The 23,581-nt window shown below is 74.8% G+C and carries 8 protein-coding genes and 1 pseudogene; 5 read left to right on the top strand and 4 right to left on the bottom strand.

Features of this window, described 5'->3' with window-relative positions:
- Together ABEB07_RS03335 and ABEB07_RS03330 are read right to left on the bottom strand one after the other, a co-directional pair.
- Positions 1–1,969: pseudogene (locus tag ABEB07_RS03335) on the bottom strand (type I polyketide synthase); the annotation flags it as partial.
- Between the two features lie 60 nt (positions 1,970–2,029).
- Positions 2,030–16,075, bottom strand: a complete 14,046-nt coding sequence (locus ABEB07_RS03330; protein ID WP_345666942.1) for a type I polyketide synthase — start codon at positions 16,073–16,075, stop codon at positions 2,030–2,032.
- Between the two features lie 252 nt (positions 16,076–16,327).
- Here ABEB07_RS03330 and ABEB07_RS03325 point away from each other — a divergent pair, with 252 nt between their 5' ends.
- From ABEB07_RS03325 to ABEB07_RS03315, 3 genes are all read left to right on the top strand, one after another.
- The gene (locus tag ABEB07_RS03325; RefSeq protein ID WP_176151331.1) at positions 16,328–16,705 is read left to right on the top strand and encodes a YybH family protein; all 378 of its coding nucleotides are present in this window, start codon (positions 16,328–16,330) and stop codon (positions 16,703–16,705) included.
- 127 nt (positions 16,706–16,832) lie between these two features.
- Entirely contained in the window at positions 16,833–17,270 is a 438-nt protein-coding gene (locus ABEB07_RS03320; RefSeq protein WP_176151330.1) for a YybH family protein, read from the top strand.
- A gap of 333 nt (positions 17,271–17,603) precedes the next feature.
- On the top strand, positions 17,604–18,779 hold the full coding sequence (locus ABEB07_RS03315) for an acyl-CoA dehydrogenase family protein (protein WP_345666941.1): 1,176 nt from the start codon (positions 17,604–17,606) through the stop codon (positions 18,777–18,779).
- A 207-nt stretch (positions 18,780–18,986) separates the two neighbouring features.
- Here the strand turns inward: ABEB07_RS03315 and ABEB07_RS03310 are convergent, their stop codons facing one another.
- The gene (locus ABEB07_RS03310) at positions 18,987–19,892 is read right to left on the bottom strand and encodes an NAD(P)-dependent oxidoreductase (RefSeq protein ID WP_345666940.1); all 906 of its coding nucleotides are present in this window, start codon (positions 19,890–19,892) and stop codon (positions 18,987–18,989) included.
- A 162-nt stretch (positions 19,893–20,054) separates the two neighbouring features.
- A complete protein-coding gene (locus tag ABEB07_RS03305; protein WP_164586275.1) occupies positions 20,055–20,606 on the bottom strand; it encodes a flavin reductase family protein in 552 nt (183 codons plus the stop codon).
- 280 nt (positions 20,607–20,886) lie between these two features.
- Between ABEB07_RS03305 and ABEB07_RS03300 the strand changes: the two genes are divergently transcribed.
- A complete protein-coding gene (locus ABEB07_RS03300) occupies positions 20,887–22,491 on the top strand; it encodes an aspartate aminotransferase family protein (RefSeq protein WP_345666939.1) in 1,605 nt (534 codons plus the stop codon).
- 218 nt (positions 22,492–22,709) lie between these two features.
- A partial coding sequence (locus tag ABEB07_RS03295; protein ID WP_345666938.1) for an AfsR/SARP family transcriptional regulator occupies positions 22,710–23,581 on the top strand: 872 nt, incomplete at its 3' end.

Genomic DNA, 23,581 nt, shown 5'->3' with positions numbered 1-23,581 from the left:
CCCCCAACGACAACACACCCGCCACATAAGCCGCCACCAACTCCCCCACCGAATGCCCCGCCACCACACCCGGCACCACACCCCACGACTCCACCAACCGGAACAACGCCACCTCGAACGCGAACAACGCCGGCTGCGTCCACCCCGTCCGATCCAACAACCCCCCACCACCCGAGAACATCACCTCCCGCAACGACCCACCCACCAACGGATCCAACACCCCACACACCTCATCCAACACCCCAGCGAACACCGGAAACACCGACGCCAACTCCCGCCCCATCCCCACCCACTGCGACCCCTGACCCGAAAACACGAAACCGAGTGCGCCGTCGGCGGTCGTGCGGGTGTCGAGGGCGCGGAGCCCGGCGAGGAGGCCGTCACGGTCGGCGCCGACGGTCACGGCGCGGTGTGTGAGGGCGGCGCGGCCGGTGGCGAGGGTGTAGGCGATATCGAGGGGGCGGAGGCCGGGGTGCCGCTCGACGTGCGCGAGCAGCCGTTCGGCCTGGGCCTGGAGCCCTTGGGGGGTGCGGCCGGACAGCACCCAGGGCAGGACGGGCACGGCGGCGGGTTCCCGAGCGGACTCGTCGTCCGGCGTGGCGGGGGCTTCCTCGACGATGACGTGGGCGTTGGTGCCGCCGAAGCCGAACGAGGACACCCCGGCCCGGCGCGGCCGGTCGGTACGCGCCCACTCCCGTTCCTCGGTCAGCAGCTCCACCGCACCGGCCGACCAGTCCACGTGCGGCGACGGCTCGTCCACGTGCAGGGTGCGGGGCAGGACGCCGTGGTGCATGGCCTGCACCATCTTGATGACCCCGCCCACACCGGCAGCAGCCTGCGCATGCCCGATGTTCGACTTCAACGACCCCAGGTACAGCGGCCGTTCACGGTCCTGTCCGTACGTCGCCAGCAGCGCCTGCGCCTCGATCGGATCCCCCAGCCGGGTCCCCGTACCGTGCGCCTCCACCACGTCCACGTCCGCCGCCGACAACCGGGCATCAGCCAACGCCTGCCGGATCACCCGCTCCTGCGACGGACCGTTCGGCGCCGTCAGACCGTTGCTCGCACCGTCCTGATTCACCGCACTCCCCCGCACCACCGCCCACACCCGATGGCCATTGCGCAGCGCGTCCGACAACCGCTCCACGAGGAGCAGTCCGACGCCCTCCGCCCAGCCGACGCCGTCCGCGCCGGCGCCGAAGGACTTGCAGCGTCCGTCGGGGGCGAGGCCCCGCAGCCGGGAGAACTCGACGAAGGCGACCGGTGTGGACATCACCGTGGCCCCGCCGGCCAGGGCGAGATCGCACTCGCCGTTGCGCAGGGCGTTCGCGGCGAGGTGCAGGGCGACCAGGGACGAGGAGCAGGCCGTGTCGACGGAGACGGCGGGCCCCTCGAAGCCGTAGGTGTACGACAGCCGGCCGGCCGCGATGCTGCCCGCGCTGCCGCTGAACAGGTAGCCCTCGGTGTCGTCCGGGGGCAGGTGCGGCCGGGAGCCGTAGTCGCTGTACATGAGGCCGGTGAACACGCCGGTGCGGGAGCCGCGCAGTGCGGTGGGATCGAGTGCGGCGGACTCGAAGGTCTCCCATGCGGTCTCCAGCAGCAGCCGTTGCTGCGGGTCGACCGCGTCGGCCTCGCGCGGCGAGAGGCCGAAGAACTCCGGTTCGAACCGGTCGGCGTCGTGCAGGAAGCCGCCCTCGCGGGTGTACGAGGCGCCGGTGCGCTCGGGGTCGGGGTCGTACAGCGCGTCCAGGTCCCAGCCGCGGTTGTCCGGGAACGCGGACACGGCGTCCGTGCCCTCGGCGACCAGCCGCCACAGCTCCTCCGGGGAGGTGACCCCGCCGGGGTAGCGGCAGGCCATGCCGACGATCGCGATCGGTTCGTGGCGCCGGTCCTCGGTCTCCCGCAGTTGCCTGCGCGCCTCGCGGGCGTCGGCGACGGCCTTCTTGAGATAGTCGCGGAGCTTGTCCTCGCCCGCCATGGTCTGTCAACTCCTGTGTAGTGAGGGGGGTTTCGGTGCGGGTGCGGTCGGTCAGTCGAGGTCGTCGACGAGCGCGAACAGTTCCTCGTCGGTGGCCGAGTCCAGGTCGTCGTCCAGGTCGCCGTCCCGGGTGTCCGCAGCGGCGCCGCCGGCCGCCGCGTCGGCGGTGGCGAGCAGTGCGCGCAGCCGCTCGGTGATGCGGCCGTGGGCGTCGCGGTCGCCCGCCGCGGCCTCGATGAGGGTGTGCAGCCGGGACAGTTCGGCGAGGACGGGTGCGTCGGGGGTGGTCTCCTCGACGGTGAGCTGTCCGGCCAGGTGGGCGGCGACGGCTCTCGGGGTGGGGTGGTCGTAGACGAGGGTGGTGGGCAGGCGCAGTCCGGTCTCCTTCGCGAGCTGGTTGCGCAGTTCCACGGCGGTGAGCGAGTCGAAGCCCAGTTCCTGGACCGAGCGTTCGGCGTCGATCGCGCCGGGGTCGCTGTGGCCGAGCACGGCGGAGATCCGGGCGCGTACCAGATCGGTGAGGAGCCGGTCGCGTTCCGCTGCGGACTGCGGCGCGAGCCGTTCGGCCAGCGACGGGCCGCGGTCGGCGGCGGTGCCGGTGTCGGCCCGGGGCCTGCGGGCGGGGGTGCGGACCAGGCCGCGCAGTACGGCCGGGACCTGGTCGCCGCTCTGGTCGCGGTTCTGGTCGCGGTTCTGGTCGCGCAGGGCGCGCAGGTCGAGCCGGGTGACGGCGAGGACGCTCTCCCCGGCCGCGGGCGCGGCGTCGAGGAGGGCCAGGGCGTCGTCGGTGGTCAGCGGCAGCAGTCCGGAGCGGGCCAGGCGGCGCAGATCGGTGTCGGCGAGGTGCCCGGTGATGGTGCTGGACTGGTCCCACAGGCCCCAGGCCAGGGAGAGCGCGGGCAGGCCGTGAGCGCGGCGGTGGGCGGCGAGCGCGTCGAGGAAGGTGTTTCCGGCGGCGTAGTTGCCCTGGCCGGCCGTGCCGAGCAGGCCCGCGACGGAGGAGTACAGCACGAACGCGGTCAGATTGAGGTCGCGGGTGAGGTCGTGCAGGTGCCAGGCGGCGTCCGCCTTGGGCCGCAGCACCGCCTCCAGCCGCTCCGGCGTCAGCGACTGCACGGTCGTGTCGTCCAGGACGCCGGCGGTGTGCACCACCGCCGACAGCCGCTGCCCGACCCGGCCGACCAGCGCGGCCACCTGCTCCCGGTCCGCCACGTCGCACGCCTCCACGGTCACGGACGCGCCCGCGGCGGCCAGTTCAGCGGACAGCGCGGCGGCGCCCGGCGCCGCCGCACCGCGCCGGCTCACCAGCACCAGGTCCCGCACCCCGTGCTCGGCCACCAGGTGGCGGGCCAGGACCGCGCCCAGCGTGCCGGTGGCCCCGGTGATCAGCACCGCGCCGTCGCCCCAGCCGGGGGCGGCCGGTCCGGCGGACGGCCGGACGCGGGCGAGGCGGGGTACGCGGAGGGTGTCGTCGCGCAGCGCGCTCTGCGGTTCGCCCGCGGCGATCAGGGCGGGCAGGACGGCGGCGAGGCGGGCGGGGTCGTCGGTGTCGATCAGCTGGAGGCGGCCGGGGTGTTCGGACTGGGCCGAGCGCAGCAGCCCCCACACCGGGGCGTGCACCAGGTCAGTGACGTCCTCGTCGGGTGCGGTGGCGACGGCGTGCCGGGTGACGGCCACCAGGCGGGTGTCGGCGAGCCGGTCGTCGGCCAGCCAGTCCTGGACGTCCGCGAGCGCGGCCCGCAGCGCGGTGCGCGCCCGCAGCGGCGGCGGGTCGGCCGTGTCGGCGTCGCCGAGGTACGGCACGAGCAGGACGGCCGGTACGGGCGCGCCCTCGTCCAGCGCGCGGCGCAGCGCGGCGGTGTCGGCGTAGGCGGTGGGCGGCCGGCCCTCCGGGGCGAACGCGGCCTGGTCCGGGGCGCCGAGCAGGGCCCAGTCGCCGCCCGCCGGGTTCGCCGGGGTCGCCGGGTCAGCCGGGTCCGCCGCGGGCAGCGGCAGTGGGCTCCAGTCGAGGCGCAGGAGCCCGTCGTTCCGCGAGGTGGCCGCGGTCAGGGCATCGGCGTCCAGGGGCCGCAGGGCCAGTTCCTCGATCGTGGCGAGCGGGGCGCCGGCGCCGTCGGCGGCGGTCAGGGAGACCACCGGAGCCGAGTCGGCGCCGCCGCGGGTGAGCCGTACCCGCAGGGTGTCGGCGCCGGTGGCGCGGACGGTCGCGCCGGAGAAGGCGAACGGCAGCAGCGGCGGGCCGTCCGGCCGCGCGACGCCGGGCAGCAGGGTGTGCAGGGCGGCGTCGAGCAGGGCGGGGTGGAGGGTGAACCGGTGTGCCTGGGCGCGCTGTTCGGCGTCGAGCGCCACCTCGGCGAGGAGGTCGTCACCGTCGGTCCACAGTCGGCGCAGGTTGCGGAAGGCGGGGCCGTAGGCGTAGCCCAGCTCGGTGAGGCGGTCGTAGGCGCCGGTCAGGTCGGTCTCGGTGGCGCCGGGCGGCGGCCAGGCCGTGAGGGCGGCGGCGGGGTCGGCGGCCGTGGGGGCCGTGTCGGGGCGCAGGGCGCCGTGCGCGTGCAGGGTCCAGTCGCCCTCGTTCTCGTCCCCGTCTTCGTGCCCGGTGGCGTCCTGTTCGGGGCGGGAGTGGATCCGCAGCGGGCGGACGCCGTCGGCGTCGGCCGCGCCGACGGTCACCTGCACGCGGACGCCGCCGTGTGCGGGCACGGTGAGCGGTGCGGTGAGGGTGAGGTCGTCCACCGTCCGGGCGCCGGTGCGCTCGCCTGCGGCGAGGGCGATCTCCAGCAGGCCGGTGCCGGGCACCAGGACGCGGCCCGCGACGGCGTGATCGGCCAGCCAGGGGTGGGTGTGCGGGGACAGCCGCCCGGTCAGGACGCGCTCGTCGCGCTCGGCGAGGGACACCTCGGCGCCGAGCAGCGGATGGCCCACCGCGCCGAGTCCGAAACCGGCGGCGTCGGCGACGGTCGCCGGGGCGGTCAGCCAGTACCGCTGCCGCTGGAAGGGGTAGGCGGGCAGTTCGGCGGGGCGGGCGCCCGGGAACAGGGTGTCCCAGCGCAGGGCCGCGCCGCGTGCGGCGAGCAGGCCGAGCGCCGTGGTGAACGTCCGCTCCTCGGGGCGGCCCCGGCGCAGTGCGGCGGCCACGGCACCGCCCCCGCCGTCCAGGGACGCCTGGACCAGGGCGGTGAGCACGGCGTCCGGGCCCAGCTCCAGCCATTCGGTGACGCCGTGCCGCTCCAGCAGCCGGACGCCGTCCAGGAAGCGGACGGTGCCGCGGATGTGCCGCACCCAGTAGTCGGGCGAGGCCAGCTCCTCCGTGGTGGCGAACTCGCCGGTGACGTTGGAGACGACGGGGATGCGCGGGGCGTGGTAGGTGAGGTCGGCGGCGACGACGCGGAACTCGTCGAGCACCTCGTCCATGTGCGGGGAGTGGAAGGCGTGGCTGACCGGCAGGCGCCGGGTGCGCGCGCCGCGCCCGCGGAAGAGCGCGGCGAGTTCGTCGACGGCGTCGGCGTCGCCCGAGACGACCGTGGAGCGGGGCGCGTTGACCGCGGCGACGGCCACCCGGTCGCCGTAGGGGGCGAGGGCGTCGCGGACGTCCTGCTCGGCGGCCTCGACGGCGGCCATCGCGCCGCCTTCCCGGGCGGCCTGCATGAGCCGGCCGCGTTCGGCGACGAGTACGGCGGCGTCGGGCAGGCTCAGCACGCCCGCGAGGTGGGCGGCGGTGACCTCGCCGATGGAGTGGCCGAGCAGGTAGTCGGGGGTGAGACCGTGGTGTTCGGCGAGCCGGAACAGCGCGGTCTCCACGGCGAACAGGGCGGCCTGGGTGAAGACCGTCTGGTCGAGCAGCGCCGAGTCCGCGGAGTCCTCGGGGGCGAACAGCACCTGCTTCAGGGGCCGTACGAGTTCGCGGTCCAGGTGGACGCACACCTCGTCCAGGGCGGCGGCGAACACCGGGGAGGCGGCGTACAGTTCGCGGCCCATGCCGAGGCGCTGGGAGCCCTGGCCGGTCAGCAGGAACGCCGTCTTGCCCGACTGTCCGGCCGGTGCGCGCAGGGCGGTGGGGCCGGTCTCGCCCCGGGCCAGCACCCGTAGTCCGTCGAGGAGTTCGGCCCGGTCGGCGGCGACGACGTAGGCCCGCTCGTCGTGCCGGGTCCGGGCGGCCAGGGCGTGGCCCACGTCCACGAGGGCGGCGTCGGGATGCCGGTCCAGGTGGGCCAGGAGGCGTTCGGCCTGGGCGGCGAGGGCCTGCTCGCCGCGGGCGGACAGCAGCCAGGGCGCGCCGACGGCGGGAAGGCGGCCGGGGGTCGGCGCGTTGCCCGGGGCGCCGGGCTTGCGGGTGAGTTCGGGTGTGGGTGTGAGGATGGGTGCGGGTGTGAGTGCGGGTCCGGGTTCAGGTGTGGGCTCCTCGACGATGACGTGGGCGTTGGTGCCGCTGATCCCGAAGGACGACACCCCCGCCCGGCGCGGCCGGTCGGTACGCGCCCACTCCCGTTCCTCGGTCAGCAGCTCCACCGCACCGGCCGACCAGTCCACGTGCGGCGACGGCTCATCCACGTGCAACGTCCGCGGCATGGTCCCGTGCCGCATCGCCTGCACCATCTTGATGACGCCGCCCACACCGGCCGCCGCCTGCGCATGCCCGATGTTCGACTTCAACGACCCCAGATACAGCGGCCGTTCGCGGTCCTGGCCGTACGTCGCCAGCAGCGCCTGCGCCTCGATCGGATCCCCCAGCCGGGTCCCCGTACCGTGCGCCTCCACCACGTCCACGTCCGCCGCCGACAACCGGGCATCAGCCAACGCCTGCCGGATCACCCGCTCCTGCGACGGACCGTTCGGCGCCGTCAGACCGTTGCTCGCTCCATCCTGATTCACGGCACTGCCCCGCACCACGGCGAGCACCCGATGTCCGTTGCGCCGCGCGTCCGACAAGCGCTCCACCACCAGCAACCCCACACCCTCCGACCAGGAGGTGCCGTCGGCCCCCGCCGCGAACGACTTGATCCGCCCGTCGGGCGCCAGACCGCGCTGCCGGGAGAACTCGACGAACACGTGCGGTCCGGCCATCACGGTGACCCCGCCGGCCAGGGCGAGGTCGCACTCGCCGTTGCGCAGGGCGTTCGCCGCGAGGTGCAGGGCGACCAGGGACGAGGAGCAGGCCGTGTCGACGGTGACCGCGGGGCCCTCGAAGCCGTAGGTGTACGACAGCCGGCCCGACACGACGCTGGAGAGGTTGCCGGCGAGCAGGAAGCCCTCGTACTCCTCGGGGCTGGCGGGCAGCCGGGACACGTAGTCGTCGTACATCGCGCCGACGAACACGCCGGTGGCGGAGCCGTGCAGCGCGGTCGGGTCGATCCCCGCGCTCTCGATGCTCTCCCAGGCGGTCTCCAGCAGCAGCCGGTGCTGGGGGTCCATCGCGGTCGCCTCGCGAGGCGAGATCCCGAAGAACTCGCGGTCGAACAGATCCGCGTCGTGCAGGAACCCGCCGTGGCGCACGTAGGAGGCGCCGGTGCGCTCGGGGTCGGGGTCGTACAGGGCGTCCAGGTCCCAGCCGCGGTTGTCCGGGAACGCGGACACGCCGTCCGCGCCGTCGGCCACCAGCCGCCACAGGTCGTCCGGGGAGGCCACTCCGCCGGGGAAGCGGCAGGCCATGCCGACGATCGCGATCGGCTCGGCGAAGTCCGCGGCGGCGCGGGCCGGGCGGCGCACGGCGGGCGTGGCGGTGGCGGAGGTACCGGGGAGCCGGTTGAGCAGCAGGTCCGCGAGGGCCTGGGTGGAGGGGTGGTCGAAGACGACCGTGGCGGGCAGCCGCATCCCGGTGGCCGTGGTGAGCCGGTTGCGCAGTTCCACGGCGGCCAGGGAGTCGAGCCCGATCTCCTTGAGGGCGCGCCGGGGGTCGAGCCGGTGCGGGTCGGTGTGGCCCAGGACGCCGGCGACGGTGCCGCGGACCAGGTCGAGGACGGTCTCGCGGCGCTGGTCGGCGGGGAGCGCGGCCGTGCGCGCGGCCCAGTCGCCGCCGTCGCCGGGCGCGGCCGCCGCGGCGGTGCGCCGGGTCCGGGCGCGCACCAGGCCGCGCAACAGGGCCGCCGGTTCGGCGGCGGCGGCGCGCAGGGCGGACAGGTCGACGGCGGCGGGGACTCGCAGGGCGTGGTCCCCGGCGAGCGCGGCGTCGAACAGGGCGAGGCCCTGTTCGGGGCGCAGCGGCGGGAGGCCGGCCCGGGCCCAGCGGGCGAGATCGGCCTCGGTGAGGCCGGCGCCCATGCCGTGGGTGGCGTCCCACAGGCCCCAGGCCAGGGAGAGCGCGGGCAGGCCGTGGGCGCGGCGGTGGGCGGCGAGGGCGTCGAGGAAGGCGTTGGCGGCGGCGTAGTTGCCCTGGCCGGCCGTGCCGAGCAGGCCGGAGACCGAGGAGAAGGCGACGAAGGCGGTCAGGCCGAGGTCGCGGGTTAGGTCGTGCAGGTGCCAGGCGGCGTCCGCCTTGGGCCGCAGCACCGCCTCCAGCCGCTCCGGCGTCAGCGACTCCACCGTCGCGTCGTCGAGCACGCCCGCGGTGTGCACCACCGCCGACAGCCGCTGCCCGACCCGGCCGACCAGCGCGGCCACCTGCTCCCGGTCCGCCACGTCGCACGCCTCCACGGTCACGGACGCGCCCGCGTCGGCCAGTTCAGCGGACAGCGCGGCGGCGCCCGGCGCCGCCGCACCGCGCCGGCTCACCAGCACCAGGTCCCGCACCCCGTGCTCGGCCACCAGGTGCCGGGCGAACAGGGCGCCGAGCCCGCCGGTGCCGCCGGTGACCAGGACTGCGCCGTCGCCGAACGGGCGCTGCGGCACCGCGGTGCCGGGTTCGGCGCGCACCAGGCGCGGTGCGCTCAGCGCCCCGGCGCGCAGGGCGAGTTGGGGTTCGTCCGCGGCGAGTGCCACGGCGGGCCAGGTGGTGTCGCCGGACGGCAGGTCGGTGTCGCTGTCCAGGAGCACGATGCGGCCCGGGTGCTCGGACTGCGCGGAGCGCGCCAGCCCCCATACGGGCGCGGCGGCCAGGGACGGCACGTCCTCGCCCGGTACGGCGGCGACCGCGCCGCGTGTGACGACGAGCAGGCGGGACTCCTCCAGGCGCGGGTCGGCCAGGAACCGCTGGAGCAGGTGCAGGAACGCGGCGGCCGTGCCGTGCGCGGCAGCGGGCAGGGCGGTGTCCTGGGGGTCGGTGGTCGCCTGAGGGCCGGTGGTGGCTCGGGGGTCGGTGGTCGCCTCGGAGTCGGTGGTGGCTCGGGGGTCGGTGGTGGTGAGCCGGTCGGGCCGTACCAGGACGACGTCCGCCTGCGGCAGTTCGCCGCCGTCGGTCGCCTCGGCGATCCTCACAGCGGCGGGCGGCGGCGCGGCGACCGGCGTCCACACCACGTCGTAGGGGGTGTCGGGGCGGCGGGCGGCGGAGGCGAGCCGGTCGGCGGTGATGGGCCGCAGGGACAGGGCCTCCAGCGAGAGCACCGGGCGGCCGGCCGGGTCGACGGCGGTGAGCGCGTAGCCGTCGGCGCCGGTCGCGGTGACGCGGACGCGCAGCGTGGTGGCGCCGGTGGCGTGCAGGCGGGTGCCGGTCCAGGCGAACGGCAGTCTGATCCCGTCGGCCTCCCGGCCCTCGCCGGCGTGCAGGACGACCGGGTGCAGCAGCGCGTCGCACAGGGCCGGGTGCAGGCCGAAGCGTCCGGCGGCGGCGTGCTGGTCCTCGGGCAGGGCGACCTCGGCGTACAGGTCGTCGCCGGCGCGCCACAGCGCGGTCAGGCCCTGGAACGCCGGGCCGTACGCGTAGCCGAGGTCGGACAGCCGGTCGTAGACGCCGTCGAGGGGCTCGGCGGTCGCGTCGGCGGGCGGCCAGGCGGCCGGTACGGCGGTTTCGGCGTCCGGGGCGGCCGGGGCGCCGCCGAGGACGCCGGAGGCGTGCCGGGTCCACTCCGTCGGGTCGGCCGCGTTCTCGGGGCGGGCGTGGACGGTGAAGGTGCGCTCGCCGGACGGCTCGGGCGCTCCGACGGCGACCTGGACGCGTACCGGGGTGTGCTCGGTGAGCACCAGCGGTGCTTGCAGGGTGAGTTCGCCGACCCGGTCGAGTCCGGCGTGGCCGGCCGCGGCGAGGGCCAGTTCGAGGAAGGCGGTGGCGGGCGCCAGGACGGTGCCGCCGATCGCGTGGTCCGCCAGCCACGGGTGGCTGTCCGTGGAGAACCTGCCGGTCAGCAGCAGGTCCTCGCGCCCGGCCAGGTCGACCACGGTGTGCAGCAGCGGGTGTCCGGCCGGGTCCAGGCCCTGGGCGCGGGCGTTGGCCGGGGCCTCGGGCGCCAGCCAGAAGCGGCTGCGCTGGAAGGGGTAGGTGGGCAGGTCGGCGGGCCGGCCGCCGGGGTGGAAGGAGGCGCCGTCCAGCGGAGCGCCGTGCGCCCAGGCCCGGGCCAGCGCGCCGGTGAGGGTATCCGGTTCGGGGTGTCCCGCCCGCAACAGCGGTACGGCCGTCGCCGTGTCGCCGAGCGCGGAGCGGGTGAGGGCGCTCAGCACGGGGTCGGGGCCGGCCTCCACGAACACGGTCGCGCCCTGGCGGGCGAGGGTGCGCACGGCGTCCAGGAAACGGACCGGCCGGCGGATCTGCTCCGCCCAGTAGCCGGGCGAGGTCAGCTCCTCGGCGGTGGCGAGGTCACCGGTGACGGTGGAGACGAGCGGGACGCGCGGTGCGTGGAGGGTGAGTTCACCGACGACCGACCTGAACTCGTCGAGCACGTCGTCCATGTGCGGCGAGTGGAAGGCGTGGCTGACCTGGAGGACACGGGTGCGGCGGCCCTTCTCCCGCCAGCGGTCGGCGAGTTCGCGTACGGCGTCGTCGTCTCCCGAGACGACCACGGAGGCGGGGCCGTTGACCGCGGCGAGCGCCACGCGACCGTCCAGCGCGACGAGTTCGGCGGCGAGTTCGCTCTCCTCCGCCTCGATGGCGGCCATGGCGCCGCCGTCCCGGGCGGACTGCATGAGCCGGCCGCGCGCGGCGACCAGCCGGGCGGCGTCGGGCAGGGTCAGCACCCCCGCCAGGTGGGCGGCGGTGACCTCGCCGATCGAGTGGCCGGCCAGCAGGTCGGGCACCAGGCCGTGGTGCTCCGCCAGCCGGGACAGCGCGGTCCCGACGACGAACAGCGCGGGCTGGGTGTAGGCGGTGCGGTGCAGCAGCTCGGCCAGGGGGCTGTCCTCGGCGGCGAACACCACGTCTCGCAGGGGGTGTTCCAGGTGTGCGTCGAGGGCCGCGCACACCTCGTCCAGGGCGGCGGCGAACACCTCGGAAGCGGCGTACAGTTCGCGGCCCATGCCGAGGCGCTGGGCGCCCTGCCCGGTGAACAGGAACGCGGTGCGGCCTGCCCCCACGGCGCTGCCGGTGACCACCGAGGGCGCCGGGTCGCCCGCGGCGAGCGCGTCCAGCGCGGTCAGCAGGTCCTCGGGGGTGCTGCCGGTTACGACGGCCCGTTCGGACAGGGCGGTACGGGTGGCGGCGAGGGACCAGCCGATGTCGGCGGACGCGACGTCCGAGGCGTCGGCGAAGGCGCGCAGCCGCGCGGCCTGGGCGGCGAGAGCCTCCGGGCTGTGCGCGGACAGCAGCCACGGTCCGACGGAGGCGGCGGGCGCTCGGCGTGGGGTCGCGGTGCCGGGTGCGGGTTTCTCGCCTGCGGTGTCAGCCTCGGGTGCGGGTATGAGTGTGCGTGTGGGTGAGGGTTCGGGTGTGGGTTCTTCCACGATGACGTGGGCGTTGGTGCCGCTGATCCCGAAGGACGACACACCCGCCCGGCGCGGCCGGTCCGCACGCGCCCACTCCCGCTCCTCGGTCAGCAGCTCCACCGCACCGGCCGACCAGTCCACGTGCGGCGACGGCTCATCCACGTGCAACGTCCGCGGCATGACCCCGTGCCGCATCGCCTGCACCATCTTGATGACCCCGCCCACACCGGCCGCCGCCTGCGCATGCCCGATGTTCGACTTCAACGACCCAAGATACACCGGTCGTTCACGCTCCTGGCCGTACGTCGCCAGCAGCGCCTGCGCCTCGATCGGATCCCCGAGCCGGGTCCCCGTACCGTGCGCCTCCACCACGTCCACATCCGCCGCGACCAACCCCGCGTCCGCCAACGCCTGCCGGATCACCCGCTCCTGCGACGGACCGTTCGGCGCCGTCAGACCGTTGCTCGCCCCGTCCTGATTCACCGCACTCCCCCGCACCACCGCCCACACCCGATGGCCATTGCGCAGCGCGTCCGACAACCGCTCCACCACCAGCAACCCCACACCCTCTGCCCAGGAGGTGCCGTCGGCTCCTGCGGCGAAGGCCTTGATCCGGCCGTCGGGCGCCAGACCGCGCTGCCGGGAGAACTCGGCGAACATGCCGGGCGAGGACATGACGGTCGCGCCACCCGCCAGGGCGAGGGTGGTCTCGCCCGAGCGCAGCGAACGTATGGCCAGGTGCAGGGCGACCAGGGACGAGGAGCAGGCGGTGTCGACGGTGACGGCGGGGCCGATCAGGCCGAGGTGGTAGGCGATCCGGCCGGACAGCACGCTGGGCGTCGTGCCGGTGAGCACATGGCCCTCGACGGCGTCCTGGGCCTCGTGCATGCGGGGCCCGTACTCCAGGGCGGTGGCGCCGACGAAGACGCCGGTACGGCTGCCCTTGAGCGCGGCGGCGTCCAGACCGGCCCGCTCCACCGCCTCCCAGGCGGTCTCCAGCAGCAGCCGCTGCTGCGGGTCCATGGCGAGGGCCTCGCGGGGCGAGATGCCGAAGAACTCGTGGTCGAAGAGGGGCGCGTCGTGCAGGAATCCGCCCTCGCGCACGCTGCCGCGACCGTCCGCCGAGGCGTCCTCGTCGTGCGGCCCGTACTCCCAGCCGCGGTCCGTCGGGAAGCCGGAGACGGCGTCGCCGCCCTCGGCCACCAGCCGCCACAGGTCCTCCGGCGAGCCGATCCCGCCGGGGTAGCGGCAGGCCATGCCGACGATCGCGATCGGCTCGTCGGCGTCCGGTGCGGGGGCGAGGTCGTCGTCCTGCGGGCCGTCCCCGGCCAGCAGGGTGTCGAGGTGGGCGACGAGGGCGGCCGGGGTGGGGTGGTCGAACAGCAGCCCGCCGGGCAGGGGCAGTCCGGTGGCGGTGGACAGCGCGTCGCGCAGCTCGACCGACATCAGCGAGTCGAAGCCGAGGTCTTTGAAGGTGCTGTGGATCTCGACGCGGCGGTCCTCGGGATACTCCAGGACGGCGGCGATCCGGTCCAGGACGAGGGCCGTGGCGCCGGCCCCGGCCGGGACCCGCCGGGCCTGCGGGCGGCCCGGGCGGGGCTGGGCGACGGCCGGCCCGACCGGCTCGGGCAGCGCGGCGGCGCGGGCGGTGCCGCCGATCCAGTGGCGCTCACGCTGGAAGGGGTAGGTGGGCAGGGCGACGCGGCGTCCGCCGGCGCCCGCGTGGATCGCCGCCCAGTCGACGTCCGCGCCGCGTGCGAAGGCGGTGGCGAGCGCCCTGAGCAGGGTCTGCGGCTCGGGCTTTCCGGCCCGCAGCGCGGCCAGCGGCGCGACGGCGTCCGTGTCCGGCAGGCAGTCGGCGGCCATGGTCGCGCAGACGGCGTCGGGGCCGAGTTCCAGCAGGGTGACGGCGCCCTCGGCCGCCAGGGCGCGGACGGCGTCGAGGTAGCGCACCGGGCGGCGGACCTGCCGCACCCAGTACTCGGGGTCGGTCCACTGGCCGGGCGCGACCGGCTCGCCGGTCACGGTGGACACGGCGTCGATGCGCGGCTCGTGCAGGACGAGGTCCCCGACGACCGACCGGAACTCCTCCAGCATGGGCGCCATCAGCGGTGAGTGGAAGGCGTGCGAGACGGTCAGCGCGCGCGTCCTGCGGCCCTCGGCGGCGAGCCGGGCGGCGACCAGGGCGACGTGCTCCTCGGCGCCGGACAGCACCACGGAGCGGGGTCCGTTGACGGCGGCGACGGCGACCTCGTCCGCCAGACCCGCGAGCAGCGGCAGCACCTCGTCCTCGGCGGCCTGCACGGCGACCATGGCGCCGCCGCCGGGCAGGGCCCGCATCAGCCGGCCGCGGGCGGCGACGAGGCGGGCGGCGTCGGCCAGCGACAGGACTCCGGCGACGTGCGCGGCGGCGATCTCGCCGATGGAGTGGCCGGCGACCAGGTCGGCGCGCACCCCCCAGGAGGTCACCAGCCGGTGCAGGGCGACTTCGACGGCGAACAGCGCGGGCTGGGTGTACCCGGTGTCGTCCAGGCCCTCGCCGGAGTCGACGACCTCGGTGAGCGGCCGGTCGAGCAGCGGGTCGAGGGCGGCGCACACCTCGGCGAAGGCGGCGGCGAACACGGGGAAGGCGGCGCGCAGTTCGCGGCCCATGCCGAGGCGCTGTGCGCCCTGGCCGGTGAACAGCAGCGCGGTGCGGCCCGGCCGGGCCACTCCGGTGACGACCTGGGCGGCGGGGTCGCCGGCGGCGAGCGCGTCGAGTGCGGCGGGCAGGGTGGCGCGGTCGTCGGCGAGGACGACGGCGCGGTGCGTGAAGACGGTGCGGGTGGCGGCCAGCGACCAGCCGATGTCCACGGGGTCGGGGGCCGGTGCGCCGCCGAGGACGTCGCGCAGCCGGACGGCCTGCTCCCGCAGGGCCTGGGGTGTACGCGCGGAGAGCACCCAGGGCAGCAGGGGGGCACCGTGTGCGGCGGGGACGGGGGTGGCGGACGGCTCGGCCGGGGTGTCCGCGGCGGCGGGCGCGGCGGGTGTCCTGCCCGCGATGCCCGGACGCGGGCCCTCCTGTACGACGACGTGGGCGTTGGTGCCGCCCATGCCGAACGAGGAGACGCCGGCGACCAGCGGCGCTTCGGGGTCCGGCCAGTCGGTGAGCGCGCGCTGGACGGCCAGGCCGAGGTCGGCGAGCGGGACGGCGGGGTGCGGGTGCTGGAAGTTGAGGCTGGGCGGCAGGCTGCGGCGGCTGACCGCGAGCACGGTCTTGACCAGCCCGGCGAGACCGGCCGCGCCCTCCAGGTGGCCGATGTTGGTCTTCACCGAGCCGACCCGCAGGGGCTGTCGGCCGTCGCGGCCCCGGCCGAGGACCGCACCGAGCGCGGCGGCCTCGATCGGGTCGCCGACCGGGGTGCCGGTGCCGTGCAGTTCGACGTACTGCACCTCGGCGGGGTCGACGCCGGCCCGCTCGTACGCCTCGCGCAGCACCTGCTCCTGGGTGGCCCGGCCGGGCACGGTGAGACCGGGGGTCGAGCCGTCGTTGTTGACGGCGCTGCCGCGCAGGACGGCGAGGACGGTGTCGCCGTCGGCGAGGGCGCGGGAGAGCGGCTTGAGGACGACGGCGGCGCCGCCCTCGCCGCGGACGAAGCCGTTGGCGCGGGCGTCGAAGGCGTAGGTGGTGCCGTCCGGGGACAGTCCGCCGAACCGTTCCTCGGTGACGGCTCCCTCGGCGAGGATGTTGAGGTTGACGCCGGCGACGAGCGCGGCGTCGGCCTCGCCGGTGCGCAGCGACTCGCAGGCGAGGTGGACGGCGACCAGGGAGGAGGACTGGGCGGAGTCCACGGTGAGGCTCGGGCCGTGCAGCCCGAGGTGGTAGGAGACCCGGTTGGCGATGACGCCGCGGTTGACCCCGGCCATGGTGTGCTGGGTGACGGCGGCGGCGCCGTGCTGGTAGAGCAGGGCGGCGTAGTCGTCGCGCAGGGTGCCGACGTAGACGGCGGTGCGGCTGCCGCGCAGCGCGGCGGGCACGATGCCGGCGTGCTCCAGCGCCTCCCAGGCGAGTTCGAGCACGAGCCGCTGCTGGGGGTCCATGGTGGCGGCCTCGCGCGGGGCGATGCCGAAGAAGGCGGCGTCGAAGGTGTCGACGCTCTCCAGGAAGCCGCCGCGGCGCATGCCGGGCACGGTCTCCTCGGGGGCGCCTTCGCCGGTGGCGGACTCCCAACGGCCCTCGGGCACCGGGGTGATGGCCTCCGTCCCGGTGCGCAGCAGCTCCCAGAATGCCTCGGGACCGTCGGCGCCCGGCAGCCGGCAGGACAGTCCGACGACCGCGATCGCCTCCTGCTCGCCGCCGCGCGTCACCGGGGATTCGAACTGGTGCTGATTCGTCATCGCTGCTCGACTGCCTTTCCGACCGAATTGCCGAGAACTGCCGGGAGACCAAAGGGTTGGCGCAACTCGCGAGCCGATCGTAGGCAGAGGATTCTCTCCCGGACTTCAGCGATCGACCTCGAAGGAGTAATTCCGTTTCCGCGGTGGCCAGGTGATTACCGGTCGATGGTCGGTTCGCGGAACGGCACCGAATAGTTTCCGTAACGGAAATTCCCGGACGCCGACTACCGAGAAGGCAGGTCGACTCTTCCCATGTCCCAGCTGCTGGAAGACCTCAAAATCCACAACGCGCAATACGTCGAGGCATTCAACGCCGGCGACTTCGAGGCCCTGGACGCGTTCTACACGGACGAGGCGGTCGCCGTCTGGGAGCCGGGGCAGCCGCTCACCGGGCAGGCCCGCCGCGACTACCAGCGGGAGTTCCTCGCGAGCAGCCCGAAGATCAGCACCGAGACCCGGCAGGCCTTCGTCACCGGCGACACGGCGCTGCTGATCGTCGACTGGGTCATCGACACCGTCGACGAGGACGGCGAGCCGGAGCGGCTGACCGGCACCGGCGTGGACGTCCTGCGGCGCGGCGAGGACGGCGTCTGGCGCTACGCCGTCGACGACCCGTACGGCCAGGAGTAGGTGCCGGGCCCGACCGCCGCCGGGCCGTCCCCGCGTTCCCGGCCCGGCGGAGCGCCGCTCGCAGTTTCCCCGCAGTCCCGTTGCAGTCCCTCGCAGTCACGATCACAGAGAGGCGGGCCGGTCCACCATGGCCTTCGACTTCAGCACCGACTTCGATCCCGCGCACCCCGACCTGACCGACGACACCTGGACCCAGAACGAGATCTTCCTCCAGGCGTTCAACTCCGGTGACGGGACGCTGTTCGACAGCCTGTACCGGCAGGACGCGATCTCCAACTTCTCCGGCCGGCCGCTCACCGGCGCCGACCGGCTGGCGTTCTTCAAGGAGTTCCTGGCCGCCAAGCCCGCCCTCAAGGCCGAGGTCACCCACTCCTATGTGGCGGGCGACGTCGCCTTGGTGGGGGTGAAGTACAGCATCGACACCACCGGCGAGAACGGCGAGCCCGTGCACCTGGAGGGTGTGTGCACGGACGTCCTCCGGCGCGGTGCGGACGGCCGGTGGCTGATGGCCATCGACCGCCCGGTGGCCGCCACGGGTCTGGTCGCGGAGCAGTCGGCCTCCTGACGCGCCGTGCCCCCGGACCGCCGGGTCCGGGGGCACGCCGTCGTCCGCCGCCACCCCGGCGCCGGTGTGAGGAGGAGCCGTCCGCCGGCCGGCGCGCACAGTTCCTCGTCGAGGGCGGCCCGGTCCCCGGTGCCCACCTCCCGGTCAGCGCCCTGTCATCGCCCGGTAATCGGTGAGGAATCGGCCGGCCCGTGGACCGGTCATCGGCATTTCCGCCGTGCGTGCCGTGCGCGATGACCGGAGAAAGACCAGGTATTTCCCGGCCGGGGAATGCGAACGCCTAGCGTGAACGAGCAGTTTTTCCCAACCCGTGCGACGAGGAGAAAGACACCCATGGCCACCGAAGAAGAACTCGTCTCCGTCCTCGACGGGGTACGCGCCGCCGTGCCGGCCCTGCGACGCAACGGGCAGGAGAGCGAGCAGCGCCGCTGGATCGTCGAGGAGAACGTCCAGCTGCTGGAGAAGGCCGGGGTCTTCCGCGCCGCGGTGCCCAGGAAGTACGGCGGCCTCGACCTGGACGCGGCCCAGCAGGCGCGGGTGGTCTCCGAGGTCGCCCGCGGCTGCCCGTCCACCGGCTGGCTGAGCATGGTGTGGCTGACCAGCACCTGGTGCGTCAGCCTCTACCCCGACCGGGCCCAGGAGGAGGTCTTCGCCTCCGGCTCCACCCGGGTGTCGATCGTGTTCGCGCCCGGCGGGACGCTGCGCCCGGTCGACGGCGGCTACCGGCTGTCCGGCACCTGGCGCTTCAACTCCGGTGTACGCGGCGCGGACTGGGATCTGCTGGCCGCCGAGGTGGAGCTGCCGGACGGGTCGCACCAGGAACTGGTCGCGCTGGTGCCCACCGCCGAGCTGAGCGTGGCCGACGACTGGCACGTCTCCTCCGGCGCGGGCACCGGCAGCTGCACGGTGAGCGCCGAGGACCTGTTCGTCCCGGCGCACCGCACGGTGCTGCTGGAGGAGGCGATGGTCAGCGCCACCGGGAACCGTTCCAACACCGGGGCGACGGGCCGCAACTACGGTCTGCTCGGCTACATCCTCTCCAGCGTCGCCGCCGCGCTCATCGGCATCTCGCAGGGCGCCTACGACCTGTTCCTGGAGCGGCTGCCCGGCCGCGGCATCACCTACACGGACTGGACCGACCAGCGTCTGCACCCGGTCACCCAGCAGCAGCTGGCCGTGGCGGCGAACAAGATCGAGGCGGCCCGTGCGCTGTCCGAGCGCTGGCTCGAAGTGCTCCAGCGGCGGGCCGACGCGGGCGAGCAGCCCACCGACGAGGAGAAGGCCGTCATCCGCGGCCGCACCGCGTACGCGGGTCAGCTGGCCAAGGAGGCCGTGGAGCTGCTGTTCGCGGCCAGCGGCGGCTCGGTGATCCGCGCCGACGTGGACCTCCAGCGCTTCCACCGGGACATCCAGGGCTTCTCGCTGCACGCCCTGGTCCAGCTGGGCGCGAACCTGGAGGTGCAGGGCCGGGTGCTGATGGGCCTGGAGCCCGGCACCTACTTCCTCTGACCTGCCCTCCCCTCCCCTTCCGGCCCTTCCGGCCCCCCCCGGGGCCGGAGGGAAGCGGGGCGGGGGCCGGTGCGGCGGCCCCCGCCCGGCGGGCCGGATCGGGCCCGCCGCTCCGCCGTGCCCGGTGCGGGGCACGGCGGAGCGCCTGGACACGGCGACGGGCCCGGACCACCGCCTCGTGGTCCGGGCCCGTCGCCGTGCGCGCGGCTACGGCCGCTCGCGCTCCTTCTCCGGGGTGCGCAGGAGCTCGATCACGCTCGCGTAGCTGTTGCCGCCGAAGCCGGCGGCGATGGTGCGCTCCATCAGACCCTTGACGAAGTGCGGCAGGTCGGCGTTGACGCCCAGCGACTCGCTCTCGTGCACCAGGTGCTGGAGCGCGCCGAAGTGCACCTCCATGGTGGCGTCCCGGGCCGGGTAGGCCCCGTCGCCGGCGTCGATCTGACCGGCGTAGTCCGTGGCGAACAGCTTGACGGCGTCCACCCACTTGGTCGCCCAGGGCAGGAACTCCGACGCCTTGACGTCCGCGGTGGCCAGCAGCGCGGCGCCCTGGAGGAAGCTGTTGAGCGTCCCCCACATCACGCCGAGCAGCGCCACGTCGTACAGCGGCGCGAGGCCGTGGTCCTCGCCGAGGTGGGTGGTGCCCCCGCCGAGCAGGGACAGCGTCTCCGCGTGCCGCCGGTAGGCCGGCTCGGACCCGGCGTGGAAGATCACCGCGTCGGGCGCGCCGACTCCGGCCGGCACGGTCATGATCGCGCCGTCGAGGTAGTCGAAGCCGGCGTCCCGGGACCAGGCGGCGTTGGCCCGGGCCTGGTCCGAGGAGCCGGAGGTCAGGTTGGCCACGACCCGGCCGGCCAGCCGGTCGGTCTCGGGGTCGAGCACCGCGTGCAGGGCGTCGTCGTCCGACACGCAGACGACGATCAGTTCGGCGGCCGTCACCGCGTCGGCCGGGGTGGCGGCGAGCACCGCGCCCCGCCGGACCAGGTCGTCCGCCTTGCCCGCCGACCGGTTCCACACGGTGGTCGGGTGTCCGCCCTTCAGGAACGCGGCGGCCAGCGCCTGGCCCATCAGCCCGAGGCCGATGACGGTCACCGGTGAACGGTCCTTGTCCGTCATGGAGACTCCGTTTCGGGAACGTTTCGGATGGTGCCGCGCCATCAAAGCAAGGGCGGAGAACGAACGCCTCACGGTCGCGGCATCACCGGGTCACGGGCGGGTCATCGCGCGGTCATCCTCCTCGCGCGCGGCAGCGGGGAAACGCCTTCCGGCCCGCCGGCGTCACGCGGCGCCGGTCTCCGTCCGGGCGAAACGGCCGTCGACGAACAGCAGTCCGCTGCCCTCGGCGATCTGGCCGGCGCCCACCACAGTGCCTATGAAGACGGTGTGATCGCCGAAAGCGTGCGCGGCCGTCAGTTCGCACTCCAGCCAGGCGAGCGAGCCGCCGAGCAGGGGGGCGTCCGTGTGCCGGCCCGGCGTCCAGGGCACACCCTCGAACTGGGCGGCGCCCAGCGTCCGGTCCTTGTCGGCGAAGTGCCGGGCCAGCGCCTCCTGACCGGCGCCGAGGATGTTGACGGCGAACCGTCCCGCCGAGGTCAGCGCCCCGTGCATGACCGCGCTGTGGCCCACGCTGCACAGCACCGAGGGCGGTTGGAGCGAGACGGAGCTGAAGGCGTTGGCGGTCATGGCGTGCAGCTGCGTCCCGCCCACCGTGATGACGGTGACGCCGGTGGCGAAGCGCGACATGACCGTGCGCAGCACGGCGGGGGTCACCTCGTCGTGCGCGGGCGGGCAGACGGATCGGGGGTCGAGGTCGGCGGGCGCGGAATTCATTCCGTGTTCTCCATTCTCCGAATTCCCTGATTTCAACCGATTCAACTGATTCAACTGATTTTCTCTGGCGTCTCTGGCGTCTCTGGTTCTTTTTTCGCGGCGCGCTTCGAGGCCCTGCCGTCGGCGCACCAGGGCCCGCGCTCGTCAACGTACCGCCGCTTTCCCGCCGTACCCCCATCCGCCGGTAATCGCGCGTTCCCGGGAGGCGCGTACTCGTGGTAATGGGCGGAGAAGAGCCGCCGATGACCGGACGCTGACCGGACCGGCGCAGTCTGAGGGCATGGACACCAAGAACTCCGTCACCGACGGACCCGAGCTGGCCGAGCCGTATCTGCGCCAGGTGCTGGGCATGGCGGGCCTGGCCGTCGAGTACGTGCGCGCCGAGGGCAACACGCTGTACCGGCGCGGCGAGGGGGACGAGGAGATCGCGGTCGCCGACTTCGCCGGCGGCTACGGCTCGGTGCTGCTCGGCCACAACCACCCGGACCTCGTGGCCTGCGCCCAGGAGCTGCTGGCGGCGGGCACGCCCGTGCACGCCCAGTTCTCCCGCCACCCCTACGCCAACCGGCTGGCGGCCGAGCTGAACCGGATCGTGGGGCGCGAACTCGGCACCGATGAGCCGTACTTCGCGATCTTCGCCAACAGCGGAGCGGAGGCCGTCGAGGCCGCGCTCAAGCACGCGGAGCTGGACCGGGGGCTGCGGATCGCCGCGCTGCGGTCCGCGGCCAAGGACGCGGCCGAGGCGGCGCGGGACGCCGTCGCACAGGGCCGGGCCCAGGTCCCGGGCCGCGTGCGCCGCCGGTTCGGGATCGACGCCGGCGCCCCGTCCACCGACGCGCTGGAGCAGCTGACCGCCCGCCTGGCCGCGGAGAACGCCGCCCACCTGGACCGGCCGCCGCTGTTCCTGGCCCTGGAGGGCGGCTTCCACGGCAAGCTCGGGCTGAGCGTCCAGCTCACCCACAACGAGTCGTACCGCACCCCGTTCCGGGCGCTGGGCGCGCAGGCCCGGTTCGTGCCGCCGGACCGGCCGGAGGCGCTCAAGGAGATCCACGCGCGGGAACGGGGCGTGCTGCACGTGCTGGAGGTGAGCGGCGACCAGGTGGACGTGGTGGAGCGGGAGTTCCCGGTGTTCTGCGCCTTCCTCGTCGAGCCGATCCAGGGCGAGGGCGGCATCCGGGTGCTGGACGCCGAGTTCGCCGGGGCGATCCAGCGGTTCTGCGCGGAGATCGACTGTCCCGTCGTCGTCGACGAGATCCAGAGCGGCATGGGCCGCACCGGCAGGCTGCTCGCGTCCTCGCGGGCGGGGCTGCGCGGCGACTACTACACGCTGGCCAAGACACTGGGCGGCGGCCTGGCCAAGACGTCGGTGATGCTGGTGCGCCGGGCGCGCTACCGGCAGGAGTTCGAGATCGTGCACAGCTCGACGTTCGCCAAGGACAGCTTCTCCTGCACGATCGCGCTGAAGGTGCTGGAACTGCTGGAGGCGGACGGCGGCGCCGCCTACCGCCGGGCCGAGGAGCGCGGCGCGGCCCTGCGCACGGCGCTGGAGGCCGTCCGCGACGACTTCCCCGACCTGGTCGGTGACGTACGCGGCCAGGGTCTGATGCTCGGTCTGGAGTTCCGCGACCAGGGCGGCTCGGCGTCGGAGTCGGTGCGCGCGCTGGCGGCCGGCGGACTGTTCGGCTACTTCCTGGCCGGGCACCTGCTGCACGCCCACCGGGTGCGCACCTTCCCGACCGCCAGTGCCGTGAACACCCTGCGCTTCGAGCCGTCCGTGCACGTCTCCGACGAGGAGATCGGCCGGCTGGAGGCGGGGCTGCGGGACGTGTGCCGGCTGCTGCGCGAGGGCGCCGGCGACCGGCTGGCGGGAGCCTCGGCCGGCTGACGGCCCCGGCCCCGGCCCCGCGGCGACCCCGTCCGCGCCCGTCCGCGCCCGCCCGCGCCCGGCCGCGTCCGGCCGCGCCAGGTAATGGTCGTTCACCTATTCGGTACGTTACCGTCCTTTGCCGGTACGTTACCGTCCTTTCCGGGAGCACACCCGTTCGGCACGTTCGACCTGGATCGGACCACGACCGGGTCGCGGAGGAAACTGGGGGGAACGTCATGGAGTTTCGTCTGCTCGGGCCACTCGAGGTGGAGGGCGCGGCGGGTCTGGTGCCGCTCGGGGGCACCAGGCAGCGCGCGGCGCTGGCCTACCTGCTGCTGCACACGGGTGAAGTCGTGCCCACCCGGCGGCTGTTGTCCGCGATGTGGCCGGCCGACCCGGTGCCGGGCACGGCCCGCAAGATCCTCCAGAACGCGATCTGGCGGCTGCGGCGCACCCTCGCCGGTCCTGGCCAGGCGCAGCCCCGCCTGCTGACCCAGGCGCCCGGCTACGTGATGCGGGTGGAGCCGGAGCGGGTGGACCTGATGCGGTTCGAGCGGCTGGCCGACCGGGGCCGGGCCGCCCTCAGGAACCGGGACGCCGCCGGGGCCCGCAGCGCGCTGCGCGAGGCGCTGGGCCTGTGGCGCGGGCCCGCGCTCGCGGATCTCGCCGAGTCCGGCACCGACTGGCCGGAGCTGGCCGCGCTGGAGCAGAAGCGGCTCGATGTCATGGAGGACTGCTCCGAGGTCGAACTCCTCTGCGGCCACCACCAGTCGGTGCTGTCCGACCTCCACGCCTTCGTACGGGCCGAGCCGTTGCGCGAGCGGGCCTCGGGCCAGCTGATGCTGGCCCTGTACCGCTGCGGCCGGCAGGCGGACGCGCTGAACGTCTACGCCCGGATCCGCGCCGCGCTCGTCGAGGGCCTCGGCCTTGAGCCGGGGCGCGAACTCCAGCGGCTGCAACAGGCGATCCTCGCCCAGGACCCCGGCCTCGACCTGCCCGGACCGGTCTCGCGGGAGCCGGAGCCGCCGCTGTTCCCGGCCCCGCTGGCGGGCCTGCCGTCGGCGGGCGTGGCCGCGGCGCCGGCGCACGGCGGCGGGCCGGGCCCCGG

Origin of the sequence: Streptomyces similanensis (assembly GCF_039543625.1) — a bacterium.
Lineage (GTDB): Bacteria > Actinomycetota > Actinomycetes > Streptomycetales > Streptomycetaceae > Streptomyces > Streptomyces similanensis.
The sequence above is the reverse complement of the archived record's forward strand: the minus strand, read 5'-3'. Positions and strand labels throughout refer to the sequence as shown.

What these genes read in the sequence shown, in the direction of transcription:
- ABEB07_RS03310 (WP_345666940.1), bottom strand. Translation starts at nt 19,892, where the DNA reads ATGACGGACAAGGACCGTTCACCGGTGACCGTCATCGGCCTCGGGCTG.
- ABEB07_RS03305 (WP_164586275.1), bottom strand. Translation starts at nt 20,606, where the DNA reads ATGAATTCCGCGCCCGCCGACCTCGACCCCCGATCCGTCTGCCCGCCC.
- ABEB07_RS03325 (WP_176151331.1), top strand. Translation starts at nt 16,328, where the DNA reads ATGTCCCAGCTGCTGGAAGACCTCAAAATCCACAACGCGCAATACGTC.
- ABEB07_RS03315 (WP_345666941.1), top strand. Translation starts at nt 17,604, where the DNA reads ATGGCCACCGAAGAAGAACTCGTCTCCGTCCTCGACGGGGTACGCGCC.
- ABEB07_RS03320 (WP_176151330.1), top strand. Translation starts at nt 16,833, where the DNA reads ATGGCCTTCGACTTCAGCACCGACTTCGATCCCGCGCACCCCGACCTG.
- ABEB07_RS03300 (WP_345666939.1), top strand. Translation starts at nt 20,887, where the DNA reads ATGGACACCAAGAACTCCGTCACCGACGGACCCGAGCTGGCCGAGCCG.
- ABEB07_RS03330 (WP_345666942.1), bottom strand. Translation starts at nt 16,075, where the DNA reads ATGACGAATCAGCACCAGTTCGAATCCCCGGTGACGCGCGGCGGCGAG.